Origin of the sequence: Lysinibacillus parviboronicapiens (assembly GCF_003049575.1) — a bacterium.
GTDB lineage: Bacteria > Bacillota > Bacilli > Bacillales_A > Planococcaceae > Lysinibacillus > Lysinibacillus parviboronicapiens.
Genome location: NZ_PYWI01000011.1, coordinates 80,659 through 93,501 on the forward strand (window position 1 = coordinate 80,659; position 12,843 = coordinate 93,501).

Below are 12,843 nucleotides of genomic sequence, written 5' to 3' on the forward strand. Positions count from 1 at the left end.
TTCTAATAGGAGGTAGCCTGGCATGGAAAAAACAATTTTACGAAATGAAGTACGCGAAACGCTAGCGAAGATGACTGCAACTGCATATCGCGACCAATCATTTTTAGTAGCTAAAAAAGTGTTACAGGAACCATATATAATAGAAGCAAAGACGATAGGACTGACGATTTCTAATAAGCCAGAGGTCGACACAATTCATCTTATTGAAGCGCTATGGCAACTGGGCAAAAAGGTGGCAGTTCCTAAATGTAACCCGAAAACGCGAGAAATGTCGTTTTATGTCATAGAATCGTTTGCGCAGCTAGAAACTGTTTATATGCATTTGCGTGAGCCAATTCCGGAAATCTCTGAATTTGTTGACGCAAATGAAATAGATATCATACTTGTTCCGGGCGTTGTTTTTGATACACATGGCTATCGTGTAGGCTACGGTGGTGGTTATTATGATCGCTATTTAGTAAACTATACAAAGGGTAAGCTCATGTCGCTGCTTTTCGATGAACAGCTACGTGCAAGTGTACCAAAAGCGCCACATGATTGTCCGGTGGATATCATTGTGACGCCTACAAAACGTATTAACTGTGTAGCACAACGAGGAGCGAATAAAAATGGATAAGATGTTAGATATTTATGAATTACTGAAAACATATGGCACTTATATTTATACCCGTGATCCAATGGGCGATTTAATGTTAATGGAAGATGAAATTCGTGAGTTATATAAGGCGAATGTTCTAGACATTAAAGATTACCAAATGGCGTTATTATTAATTCGACAAGAATCAACAAGACTTCGAGTTGAACAAAATAAACAATAGTGTTTTAATTGTGAATGATTTGGGTATGGTAAAAATATTGTAATATGTATGTAATATTCTCAGAAACAGTGGTTTCCCACTGTTTTTATGTTTTTACGAAACTTTTTACAATGAGAAACGTATATATAAGTATCCCGAGCATATAAGAGCAAGAGCAGAAAAGTTTTCCAAAAATATATCTGTTGATTATCTGTTAAAAAAGGATTAAGATATATTTTGTTTCAGTAACAGTTTAGTTAAATTTATTATTTTTTTGTGTAAGGAATAGGAGAGGATGTTAGGAATGAAATCATTAAAGTGGCCTAAACATTCATTTATGATACTAGCAGTCGTAGCAACTTGGATAAAAACGGTCATTGTTTACCACACAAGCTTTGAGATGAAAATTGAAAATGCAATGCAACAATTTATTTTGTTTATTAACCCGTTAAGTTTTTTACTATTTACGTATGGTTTATCGTTATTCTTTAAATCACCGAAAGCAAGAAATCGTTATATTATTATTGTCAGTGTTATTTTATCTATAGTCTTATATGGGAACGTTGCTTTCTATCGTTTCTACAATGACTTTATTACATTACCGGTATTATTCCAGACAAGTAACTTTAGTGATTTAGGAACATCGGCAGCGGCCATTATTAATCCATGGGATTTATTGTACTTTACGGATGTATTTATTTTAATACTGGCGAATAAATACTTACCAAGAATGAAAGCAGCGGTAAAAGTCAATATTGAATTCCGTCGTGCATTCTTCGTATTAGCGATTGCAATGACTTTCTTAAACTTAGGTTTAGCGGAAACAGAGCGTCCACAACTTTTAACACGAAGCTTTGACCGTGAATTACTTGTAAAAAATATCGGTACGTACAACTACCATTTGTATGATATTTATATTCAGTCTAAATCTTCTGCTCAACGCGCACTAGCGGATGGCAGTGAATTAGTAGAAGTAAACAACTACATTCGCTCAAATCAAGCAGCTATCAATAAAGATATGTTTGGTAAATACAAGGATCGTAATGTAATCTACGTGTCACTTGAATCTTTACAAAACTTTGTGATTAATAATGATATGGACGGCCATGAAATTACACCGTTCTTAAACTCTTTAACAAAAGACCCAGACACGTATTATTTCAGTAATTTCTATCACCAAACAGGTCTTGGGAAAACATCTGACTCAGAGTTTATTGTAGAAAACTCATTATTTGGCTTAGGTCGTGGAGCAGTATTCTTCACACATGGTGGAAACACGTATAACTCTATGGCAGAGCGTCTTGGGGAAAATGGTTACTTTACAAACGTTATGCACCCGAACAACAAATCGTTCTGGAATCGTGACATTATGTACAAATCATTAAAAATCAATAAATTTTACGATGTAGACTCATATAAAGTAGAAGAAGGCCAAGCAGTCAACTGGGGTATGAAAGATATTCCATTCTTTGAGCAATCTGCAGCACTAATGAAAGACATGCCACAGCCCTTCTACTCTCGTCTAATTACGTTAACGAACCACTATCCATTCACATTGGATCCAGATGATGTGATGATTCCTGAATATACTTCAAATTCAGGTACATTAAATCGCTATTTCCAAACAGTTCGTTACATGGATGAAGGTATTAAAGACTTCTTCCAAGCTTTAAAAGACCAAGATGTCTATGATAACTCAATTATTGTCATGTATGGAGACCATTATGGTATTTCTGAAAATCATAACAAGGCAATGGCACAGTATTTAGGTAAAGAAAGCATTACACCTTATGATAATGCATTGTTACAAGAGGTACCTTTATTCATCCATATTCCTGGTTCTGGTGAAGGTAAAGAAATGCAAGAAGTAGCTGGTCAATTGGATTTACGTCCAACGATTTTACACCTTCTAGGTATTGAAACGTCAAAAGATATGCAACTAGGGGCAGATTTATTCTCTCCAGAGCATGAGGATTTTGTTATTTTCCGTGACGGTCGTTTTGTAACTGACAAATATGTCTATGCTGGTGAAGCTTGCTATGACAAAGCAACGGGTGAGCAAATCGATGTTGAGCCATGTCAGCCTTATGCTGATCGTGCAACAATAGAATTAGAAAACTCTGATGCCATTATTAATGGAGACTTACTCCGTTTCTATGATGAAAAAACAGGCAACTTAAAACAAGATGCAGTGAAATAAAGTGCAACTTCGATCAGTGGGGGCTTTCTTCATGTCCATTGATTGTTAATGCAGGGTAAAAATTGAGAGGACTCCTTATGGGTTCTCTCTTTAGTTTGTCGTCAACTCTACCGGGTTGGACTGCCCCTAAATTGTTAGACACCAAATCTAACGATTTAGGGATGTTTTTTATGGCTAATTTATGGCCGAAGAGGAAATATGTATTGCTAGACTTTACCAGAGGAGGAACATGGTTATATGGAACTTCAAGAGTTCTATCAGGTTTCTTGTCATTACGCTCCTACGGGGCCTTCAGCTTACCGCTATATCCACAGAAGTCGCTGCTTGCGGTCCAATCAACTAGTGTACGTCTATAAGTGAGAGGTGGTGGTTATGATGACAAAAAATATAAATATCTATGCACGCCCAAGAGAAACGATTGAACGTGTCTTTGCCAATGTGCAAGCACAGCATGATATGCGTTGGACAACCTTGCGAGGGATTAAAAAATTGTCTATACAGGGCAATACTACTTTTGCTACACATGCATTTAAATTGGGCTGGTGAGACCAACAAACAGCGTAAGCCTTGCCTTTGACAAGCTCGTTTAGAGCGGTAATCAGCTTTGAGATATAATGATAAGCCGATTTACCTTTAAGTCTGGCGCTTCTTCTTGACAAGGGCCACACCAAGAAGGCAAAAATTAATGATGAGAATCTTCCCTTTGTATTGTTCCAATGTTGTCGTTGATGCATCTAGGTGAGTTAATTTCGTTTCAAAGACAATGTGCCTCGTCCTTTTGATATTTTATTTTTCGCAGCAACCCCTATTAGTGAAATAATTAGAACGACAGAAAATACCATAAAAATGAATTTTTTACGCTGCATGATAAATCTCTAATTTAACCTTTTTTCAAATAGTGTAACTTAAATGAAAAGAGATAACTGTTATAATTTTGTGTGATGGTGTCATGGATATTTAAAGCTGAAACATAGATGTGTTTACACTTTATATCAATAGAGTAGAAGGCATGAAAATAAAGAGCAGCCTCTAATGAGACTGCTCTTTACTCTGTCTAAATCTTAGTGTAATGTTGGTGGGTATCCGCTATGGATAACTGTCATGATTGTGAACCAACCAAATACAGCTGCACTTAATAAGTTGAAAACAACGCTTAATAGGTTCTTTTCTTTAATTGCTTGGAATGTACCAACGACTGCTAAGATCGCTACTAGACCAAAAATAACCATTAATAAGTTCATTAAAAAGACACTCCTTTCGACATCAGAAAATGAATGTCGTAAACAATATTCCTCCTTAATTGTAAACGTTCTACCTTTGTTTGTCGAGAACTAATATAGCGGAAACTATGAACTTTTATCGTCAAATTGTGGCAATGAATGTATAATATGAAGTTGAGGTGATGATGATGATGAACGTACGAAGTTATTCGCTTGGTCCAGTACAAACGAATTGTTATATCGTATCGAATAAAGACAAAGAATGTATAATTTTTGATCCAGGTGAGGAAGCAGGGCGTATTATAAAAGTGATACGTAGTAACGGACTTAAACCACTAGCTATTTTTTTAACACATGCACATTTTGATCATATTGGTGCAGTAGATGCAGTGCGAGAGGCTTTTGAACTTCCTGTATGGATACATGAAAAAGAAGTAAGCTGGTTAGGTGATCCAAGTAAAAATGGTTCTAGTAAGTACGCAGCGTTGCCGAATTATACTGTAGCAGCACCTGCAGCGGAAAATATTATTAAGCAAGAGCAACAATTTGACATAAGCAATTTTCTTTTTAAAGCTGTTTTTACACCTGGTCACTCACCAGGTAGTATCTCATATATTTTTGAAAATGATGGTTTTGCAATTGTTGGAGACACATTATTTGAGCAAGGTGTTGGAAGAACTGATTTACTGGGTGGTTCGACAAAGATACTACTGGCATCAATTCATAACAAGCTATTAACACTGCCAGAGGATATGATTATTTATCCTGGTCATGGTCATTACACAACAGTTGGAGCTGAAATGGAAACAAATCCTTTTTTAAATGGTTTTTAAAAATTATAAATCTGTATAAACGGTAAAATTATACACTTTCTTGCATTTATGATGAAATGGAACTAGGTAATAGGTTCTGCGGATAGTTTTATGGCCATTATTGTAGGATTAGCGATAATGATTCAATTTATATGTCATTTAAGCAATCGCACAATAGTAAGCCACTAATGAAAATGTTGATGTTTGTGATCCCTATTATGATAGCCATATTTTCAATTTTCATGCCCTCTGCCATACTATTCGATTAGACCGTGTCATCTTGAATGATTTTACAGACCTTTGTATTTCATAAATTTAATGCAAAAATCCCCCAAACGTTTCATATAGGTTTGATAGCAGACGAATTTTAACCTAATTGATAGTGAAGGGGATTTTTCTATGTTTTTATACGACCAACTGCTAAACAAATGGAGATTTTATTACATATTTATGTATCAATTTCTGCTCTTATCGAAATGATTGCATAAATGAACATAAAAAAAAGCGTGTCTCACATATTTATGAGACACACTATTTTCTCTGTATTAATGACCCGCACCAGGTACGTGAATGAATGTTGTATAGTACGTGAAGCCAGCGAAGAATACAGTTAAATATGCTCCGAAAATGTACATGTACATACGTTCTGAAAGGTTTAAGAAGCCTAATAATAAGAATAAACCTGTATTACCTACGAATAATAGCGATACTTCGTTCATACCACCAAGGTAGAACATAACTGCAAAAATACCTGTCCAGAATGCCATAACTTTATACATATTATCCATGAAATTTCCCCTCCTTTTGCCCACGACACAATAATCTCTTATTCATTATAAATGATATGAAAGGTGTCTGTAAACTGGAACTTCTTCTTCTTTGTGACAAACAATTGGATTTTTGTTTTAGCTTTCGATTTCTGTCACGTTTATTTCATATTTACATAAATCGCAGTTATGTACCATGCTTTCAATTTGAACAAATTCATTACTTGTAAATAGGCCATCTAACTGTCCTTTTAAGTAAGATTCGTGTAAAGTACAAACAATTTCTGAATGCTTATTTAGCTGCTCTTGAAATGGACAATTAAAAATGGAGAAGATCACTTTTTTTCCATGTTCTGTTTGCTGGATTTGTGGAACATAGCCGATTAATGCAGCGTTATCTGTTAACAATTGAAGTTTTTGTTCAAAGGAAAATGTAGTATTCAATTTTAATTCAGCAGTTAGATAATTTTTCATTTGCTGGAAGCCATCTTGATAACTGATGTCTTGGCATTTTGCCAATGCAATTTCACCTAATTCTTGAATCAGTTGAATGCACCATTTTAACAGACGATCTTCATCACGGCGGGGAAATGTCAGCGATATACCTTTTTCAGATGCTTTATAAACACGGCCGGGGCGACCACCTTTACCGGTTTTGGCAAAATCGGCTGAAATAATATTGATTTCAGATAGCTTCGTTAAATGAAGTCGTGCAACATTTGGGTGTATACCAAATTTATCAGCGATATTTTGTACGGTTACTGTTTTTTTCTCTTTTAGGATGTACTCATAGATAGAGTATCTAGTTTCATCAGCTAATGTACTAGTAATTTTTAATGGATGGATCATTTGCTTCACCTCAATATGGTTTTTTGAATATGTTGTTAAAATATAGCTAGGAAAAAAATCATGTTGATTCTATTATATTGTATTATTGAAAAAGTTACAGTTCCTTTCAACATAAATATTAACTTTTACATATAGTAATGTTCATTTTTAGTGAAAATTTGCAAGTTATCCACAATTTTTTAGCAAAAATCACATTTGATAGGAAAATTTATAGCAAAAATTTATTTTAAGAAAAGGGCTTTTCTCGTATCACTTTCCTATTTATACTAGGAAATAACGAATAGAGCGGTCATATTCGAACGAACCAGAAAAGAGGTGCATCTATGCAAAACTTTGAGTCGGTAGTCGAACAAAAATGTGAGCAACTATTGTTAAAGGCCTATCATTTTGGTGCTTCGGATTTATTATTAATACCGGATGAGGGGCGTTATCGTATTAACTTTCGCAAATATGATAAATTGCTTTCCGCAGGTGAACTACCAAATGAGTTAGCGGAGCGAATTGTATCCTATTATAAATTTCTAGCGGCTTTAGATATTAGTGAACGACGAAAACCCCAAAGTGGCTCCTTTCAAAAAACAGTCGAACAAAGCCGTTTTGCTTTCCGCGTTTCTACACTTCCTTCTGCCTATTTAAAAGAGAGTCTAATTATTCGGCTTCTTCTTCAAAATCAATCATTCCCTCTTACTTCCTTAAGTTATTCCAAAGGTGCAGCAAATAAGCTATTAGAGCTAGTTGATAGCAGGCAAGGCATCTTGCTTTTTAGTGGCGCAACGGGCTCCGGTAAAACGACATCCTTATATTCCCTCGTTCATCATTGTGCCATTCATCTCCAAAAACATGTGATTTCATTAGAGGACCCTGTAGAAAACAATCAGGCACATCTTCTCCAAATTCAAGTAAATGAACGAGCAGGCATCACGTATGCTTCGGGTTTAAAGGCCATATTACGTCATTCACCAGATGTTATTATGATTGGCGAAATAAGAGATCAAGAAACAGCAAAGATTGCAATAGAGGCCTCGCTTACCGGTCATCTTGTGTTAACGACGGTCCATGCCAAAGATTCTGTTAGTTGCCTCTATCGATTAATTGACCTAGGTGTGACTATTGAGGAACTCCGTCAAACGGTTATTGGGGTTGTGGCCCAACTACTAATCCAAACACCAAAACAAGAAGAGCGACGTGCTCTGTTAGAAATATTAAGTGACGTTCACCTTAGTGAGGCTATTGAAGCCATTAAACAAAAAGCTATCTATGAGTTGCCGCATGATAGTACGCTAAATGGTCAAAAAAGATTGTTAGAGAGACAGCATTATGCATCTTCGAGTGCTTATTGAAAAATTGCAGATGGATTACAACAGGGCGACCAAATGGCGAGTGAAGGAGCAGGCTAATTTTTTCAATCGCTTAAGTGTGTTAATACAAGAAGGATATTTGTTTACACAAGCTATTTCCATGCTCCTACCACATCACATAGACGCGCATGAAGAGATACAACTAATGATCGAAGACAAATTTAAAGAAGGAGTAGGTGTAACAGGGATACTGGAAACATTGCAAATTTCTAAGCATTATTTAGTAGCTATATCTATTGCTGAAAATAATGGGCATATGATAGAAGCCTTTAAAGGTGTAGCCAAGCAAATGGCGTTGAATGAGGCAACAAAGAAAAAATTTAAAGGTCTCCTATTGTACCCCCTCGTATTAATGTTGTTTTTATTGCTGCTTTTCTTAGTATTTCGGACAATTTTCTTTCCGAATATTGAAAAAATGGTCTTAAGTCGTAGCAGTGAAACGGGGGAGACAAGCATCGCCTTCTCACGTTACTTACTACATTTGCCTGATGTGCTTCTTACGATAGGGATTGTAGCCGTTTTGGGTTCCATCATTCTTCAGTTTTGGCTTAAACGACAACCAATTGCTCAGCAGTTATACATGTCATTAAAAATACCATTTATGAACATCTTCATTCGATTATCGATGACAAGACAGTTTGCTGCATATTTAGGGAGTTTACTACAAAGCGGTTTCTCTTTACAAGCAAGTCTTCACATTTTAGAAAAACAACAGTTACAACCGTTTATTCGGTATTTTGCAGGTTGTATAAAAGAAAGGGTTATATATGGAGATACACTTACACAGGCCGTGCAGTTGATGGCGGAATGGCAAAAGGATTTCTCCATTTTTGTACAACATGGTGAGCAGAGTGGTTATCTAGGTAAAGAGCTCGTATTATATAGTGAATTACTGGCGGAAAAGCAGGAACTATTTCTAAAGCGCATGCTCGCCTTTGTACAGCCAACGTTATTTCTCATCATTTCCCTGTGCATAGTAGCTGCATATGTAAGTTTATTATTACCGATATATCACATGATTGAACTAGTATAGGAGAGATAATAAATGAAACATGTTAAACAACAAGCAGGATTTACACTAATAGAAATGTTAATCGTACTGTTAATTATTTCGGTGCTAATCTTAATCACCATTCCAAATGTAACGAAACATTTTGCGACGATAGATGAAAAAGGCTGTACCGCTTATATTTCGATGGTGCAGGGGCAAGTAGAGGCATACAGAGTGGATTTTATGACCTATCCGACACTAGAAGAATTAGTAACGAACGGTTATTTAAAAGAAAATGAAACAACCTGTCCAAATAAAAGCGAAATAGTGATTACTAGTGATGGCGAAGTAAAATTAGCAAATCCGTCGTCTGGAGCAGATGCGGGTGGAACATGATTGAGGTGAAAAATGAGCGCGGATTTACGCTGATAGAAATGCTAATCGTCTTGTTTATTGTAATGTGTTTAACGGGTATCGTGACAAAGCTTTCCTTAAAAATAGCTGAAACTAAGGAACTTGAGCGTTTTTTTACACAAATTCAATTGGATATTCAATTTATTCAAACTTATAGTATGCAGCAGCGGGAGTATGTCTCTATGAAGTTTGAAAGCCCACCCCATCGCTATATTATAAAAAAAGATTTTTATAGCAATTACTATGAGCGAGCTTTTCCAAAGGGAGTTGAATTGATGACAGCGGCAAGTACGATTCAAACGATTATGTATAACTACAATGGGAATGTGATGAATGCAGGTACATTGTATTTTAGAACACCTCAAGGTATTAAAAAGGTTGTTATTACATTAGGACGTGGGAGATCCAGAGTGGAATGAATGAGTCCGGATACTCTTTTGTTGAAACTATTCTATCGGTGGTTATTGTCATGCTAATCTGTACAACATTCGTCCCTGTTACCTATAATATGAAAACAAATTTATACAACAAAAAGCTTGAGGTTGTCGCTGCAGAAACTGCTTATGAAGGTTTGAAGCAATATCGATACCTACAACAATTAGAAGGTATGAAAACAATAGAGGGTGTGAATTATCATTGGACTTACGATGGACAAGAGATATGTGTCGCTTTTCACAACACACGTGAATTGCGTCACAAGTGTATTCAGCTTACGGGTGAAAATAAATGAACGAAAAAGGCTATACATTATTAGAATCATTGTTGCAAGTCGTCGTTTTTGTGTTAATTTCTCATCTTTTTATAGTCATCATGCTGTGGTATGCAGAAATGAAAACAACCATATTGACGGATGAACAAACGAAATGGGAGCTATTTGTTTATGATTTGAATATGTATTTAGTGGATGTTTCATCGTTCACGATGCGCGATGATCAAAAGAGAATAACTTTCCAAGTTTCTAACTCACTTCATCATATTGATTGCTACAACAATATTATACGCAATCAAGTGAATGGTGGACATGTACCATTGCTTATCGGTCTTCGTAGCTGTCAGTTCCAATTTAAAAATAATGAACTAACAGTTGCTGTTGAATTTTCGAGTGGTTTGCAGAAGGAGCGGACCTATTATGTGCCAATTATTGAAAAATGACAGAGGGGCTATTTTTTTAATCGCAATTGCATTATTATTTTTTGTAACTACTTTTGTTCTTACGTATTGTATGTCTTATGAAATTCAGTTACGAACATATGATGCGCTTGAAAAGGTCAATGTTCGAGCTACGATAAATTTATTAGGACAAATTTTGTCAGACAGTGTAGAATCGTAGTTATAAGAAGGTGATTCGAATGCGAAAAATATATTTAGTTGGCTTTATGGGATGCGGGAAAAGTGCGTTAGGAAGGCGGTTAAGCTATTTATTAAAGCTACCGTACTATGATATGGATCATGAAATTGTTAGACAACAGGGCATGACAATTCCACAAATTTTCGAAAAATACGGAGAGGCACGTTTTCGAGAGATAGAAACAGAATTTTTGAAAAATTTCCGAGACGAAGCTTGTATTATTTCAACAGGCGGTGGTGTAGCCGTAAATGGAGAAAATCGAAAAATTATGAGACGTAGTGGCCTCGTGTTCTTTTTAGATGCGACATTCGAAGATATTTACAAACGAATACAGCATGATCCAAACCGACCAATTGTACAAAGTTCAACAAAGGAAGAGTTAGAAGAACTGTATCACTACAGAAGGAAGTTTTATCGTGAAGCAGGACATATACAGGTTTTGACAGAAGGTAGAACTATGCGCAATATTCTAGAGTATTTAGTATTCCAGGTGAAAAGGTTGAAAGGCGAACGATAATAAGTGAAAACACATTCAATGTTCGTTTATTATGTTAATTTAAAAAATGATTGCCTTTTCAATACAATCAATGTTAGGATATAGACTAATAAGGTAACTTAAGTACATTGAATACTAAATAGTACCAAGATGATTCTTGGGCGGATGATTGTGCGGGGAGAGCGCGTATAGACGCCACCGAAGGAGCAAGTAGCAAAGGGCTATGAATCTCTCAGGTAAAAGGACTCGTACAAGACGCAACTCTGGAGAGAGCTGTAGTACAACAGCCACCAAAGGGGAAAGCCTACTGATTGGCAATCAAGTTATGCGAGTCAGTGTGGTGTAACTTTCAGGTGCAAGGACAGAGAATCCCGAAAAGGGGTTCGTCTGTCTTTTTTTATGTAGAAAAACAGACGAACTACTACAAGTAAAAATGATACTAACAATAAGGGGGCAATACTCATGACGAATGAATTAAAACGTACACCTCTATTCGATGAATACGCAAAGTTTGGTGGTAAAACAATTGACTTTGGTGGATGGGAACTCCCAGTGCAATTCTCTTCTATTAAAGATGAACATGATGCCGTGCGTAGTCGTGCTGGCTTATTTGATGTGTCACATATGGGAGAGATTGTCGTAACAGGTCCTGAAGCACTGGACTTTTTACAAAATCTTTTGTCAAATGACATTTCAAAAATTGCTACAGGTCAAGCGCAATACAATGCAATGTGCTATGAAGATGGTGGCGTTGTCGATGATTTATTAACGTATAAATTGGCTGACAATCATTATTTATTATGTGTCAATGCAGCGAATATTGAAAAAGATTATGACTGGATGTTGGAAAACCAAAACCAGTATGATGTCACAATCGACAATCAATCAGATGCTTATGCGCAAATTGCCCTTCAAGGTCCATTAGCTGAAGAGGTTCTTCAAACATTAACAACGACTGATTTAAGTGCAATTAAATATTTCCGCTTCCAAGAGGACGTTGAGGTTGCTGGGCACAAAGCGTTAGTTTCTCGCAGTGGTTACACAGGAGAAGATGGTTTTGAGCTGTACGGTTCCCCAGAAGATATTAAAGCACTGTGGGTCAAAATCTTAGAAGCTGGTAAAGACAAAGGTGTTGTTCCAGCAGGTTTAGGCTGCCGTGACACACTGCGTTTTGAAGCAGGTCTTCCGCTTTACGGTCAAGAGCTATCAGCGACAATTTCTCCACTTGAAGCAGGTATTGGATTTGCAGTGAAATTAAATAAAGAAGACTTTATTGGTCACGATGCATTAGTTGCACAAAAAGAAAATGGTTTATCTCGCAAGCTTGTTGGGATTGAAATGATCGATAAAGGGATTCCACGTCATGGCTACAAAGTGTTCAACAATGGCGAGGAAATTGGTGAAGTGACAACAGGTACACAGCTTCCTTCTTCTAAACGTAATGTTGGTCACGCGTTAATTAACAGCCAATTCGCAACTATCGGAACAGAATTAGAAATCGAAATTCGTGGTAAGCACTTAAAGGTAATCACAGTTGAAACACCGTTTTACAAGCGTTCAAAATAAAATTTGAAAAGAGGGACCTACATTT

16 protein-coding genes, 1 pseudogene and 1 riboswitch are annotated in these 12,843 nt (G+C 36.3%); of the genes and pseudogenes, 14 read left to right on the plus strand and 3 right to left on the minus strand.

Features of this window, described 5'->3' with window-relative positions; genetic code table 11:
* The first annotated feature begins 22 nt into the window (after positions 1-22).
* The 4 genes and pseudogenes from C9J35_RS11355 to C9J35_RS11370 all read left to right on the plus strand — a co-directional run.
* Positions 23-616, plus strand: coding sequence for a 5-formyltetrahydrofolate cyclo-ligase (locus C9J35_RS11355; protein WP_107924596.1), 594 nt, complete (start codon positions 23-25; stop codon positions 614-616).
* Positions 609-818, plus strand: a complete 210-nt coding sequence (locus C9J35_RS11360; RefSeq protein WP_054768295.1) for a YqgQ family protein — start codon at positions 609-611, stop codon at positions 816-818. The genes C9J35_RS11355 and C9J35_RS11360 overlap by 8 nt, the downstream gene beginning before the upstream one ends.
* A gap of 283 nt (positions 819-1,101) precedes the next feature.
* Complete coding sequence (locus C9J35_RS11365; protein ID WP_107924597.1) at positions 1,102-2,997, plus strand: LTA synthase family protein; 1,896 nt, start codon at positions 1,102-1,104, stop codon at positions 2,995-2,997.
* Between the two features lie 393 nt (positions 2,998-3,390).
* Positions 3,391-3,543: pseudogene (locus tag C9J35_RS11370) on the plus strand (transposase); the annotation flags it as partial.
* A gap of 515 nt (positions 3,544-4,058) precedes the next feature.
* Here the strand turns inward: C9J35_RS11370 and C9J35_RS11375 are convergent.
* A complete protein-coding gene (locus tag C9J35_RS11375; protein WP_010859823.1) occupies positions 4,059-4,238 on the minus strand; it encodes a DUF2759 domain-containing protein in 180 nt (59 codons plus the stop codon).
* A 167-nt stretch (positions 4,239-4,405) separates the two neighbouring features.
* Here C9J35_RS11375 and C9J35_RS11380 point away from each other — a divergent pair, with 167 nt between their 5' ends.
* Positions 4,406-5,050 (plus strand): MBL fold metallo-hydrolase, encoded by a 645-nt coding sequence (locus tag C9J35_RS11380; protein ID WP_107924599.1) that lies wholly within the window; start codon positions 4,406-4,408, stop codon positions 5,048-5,050.
* A 524-nt stretch (positions 5,051-5,574) separates the two neighbouring features.
* On the opposite strand, the gene C9J35_RS11385 is transcribed toward C9J35_RS11380, so the two are convergent.
* Positions 5,575-5,817 carry a DUF2626 family protein gene (locus tag C9J35_RS11385; RefSeq protein WP_010859821.1) on the minus strand — a complete coding sequence of 81 codons (243 nt, stop codon included), beginning with the start codon at positions 5,815-5,817 and terminating at the stop codon, positions 5,575-5,577.
* Between the two features lie 117 nt (positions 5,818-5,934).
* Positions 5,935-6,645, minus strand: coding sequence for a helix-turn-helix transcriptional regulator (locus C9J35_RS11390; RefSeq protein WP_107924600.1), 711 nt, complete (start codon positions 6,643-6,645; stop codon positions 5,935-5,937).
* Positions 6,646-6,968: 323 nt separating this feature from the next.
* Here C9J35_RS11390 and comGA point away from each other — a divergent pair, with 323 nt between their 5' ends.
* From comGA to gcvT, 9 genes are all read left to right on the plus strand, one after another.
* The gene (gene comGA, locus C9J35_RS11395; RefSeq protein WP_107924601.1) at positions 6,969-7,985 is read left to right on the plus strand and encodes a competence type IV pilus ATPase ComGA; all 1,017 of its coding nucleotides are present in this window, start codon (positions 6,969-6,971) and stop codon (positions 7,983-7,985) included.
* Positions 7,963-9,036: a competence type IV pilus assembly protein ComGB gene (gene comGB / locus C9J35_RS11400; protein ID WP_107924602.1), complete on the plus strand. Its 1,074-nt coding sequence runs from the start codon at positions 7,963-7,965 to the stop codon at positions 9,034-9,036. The genes comGA and comGB overlap by 23 nt, the downstream gene beginning before the upstream one ends.
* 12 nt (positions 9,037-9,048) lie before the next feature.
* Positions 9,049-9,390, plus strand: coding sequence for a competence type IV pilus major pilin ComGC (gene comGC / locus C9J35_RS11405; protein WP_054768296.1), 342 nt, complete (start codon positions 9,049-9,051; stop codon positions 9,388-9,390).
* Positions 9,387-9,827 (plus strand): competence type IV pilus minor pilin ComGD, encoded by a 441-nt coding sequence (gene comGD / locus C9J35_RS11410; protein ID WP_107924603.1) that lies wholly within the window; start codon positions 9,387-9,389, stop codon positions 9,825-9,827. The genes comGC and comGD overlap by 4 nt, the downstream gene beginning before the upstream one ends.
* Positions 9,824-10,138 carry a hypothetical protein gene (locus C9J35_RS11415; RefSeq protein ID WP_054768297.1) on the plus strand — a complete coding sequence of 105 codons (315 nt, stop codon included), beginning with the start codon at positions 9,824-9,826 and terminating at the stop codon, positions 10,136-10,138. The genes comGD and C9J35_RS11415 overlap by 4 nt, the downstream gene beginning before the upstream one ends.
* Positions 10,135-10,560, plus strand: a complete 426-nt coding sequence (gene comGF / locus C9J35_RS11420; protein WP_054768298.1) for a competence type IV pilus minor pilin ComGF — start codon at positions 10,135-10,137, stop codon at positions 10,558-10,560. Before C9J35_RS11415 ends, comGF begins: the two co-directional genes overlap by 4 nt.
* Entirely contained in the window at positions 10,538-10,738 is a 201-nt protein-coding gene (locus C9J35_RS11425; RefSeq protein WP_010859812.1) for a hypothetical protein, read from the plus strand. The genes comGF and C9J35_RS11425 overlap by 23 nt, the downstream gene beginning before the upstream one ends.
* A gap of 19 nt (positions 10,739-10,757) precedes the next feature.
* Positions 10,758-11,273, plus strand: a complete 516-nt coding sequence (locus C9J35_RS11430) for a shikimate kinase (protein WP_054768299.1) — start codon at positions 10,758-10,760, stop codon at positions 11,271-11,273.
* 144 nt (positions 11,274-11,417) lie between these two features.
* Positions 11,418-11,510: riboswitch (glycine riboswitch) on the plus strand.
* A gap of 204 nt (positions 11,511-11,714) precedes the next feature.
* The gene (gene gcvT, locus C9J35_RS11435) at positions 11,715-12,818 is read left to right on the plus strand and encodes a glycine cleavage system aminomethyltransferase GcvT (RefSeq protein WP_054768300.1); all 1,104 of its coding nucleotides are present in this window, start codon (positions 11,715-11,717) and stop codon (positions 12,816-12,818) included.
* Positions 12,819-12,843 lie beyond the last annotated feature (25 nt).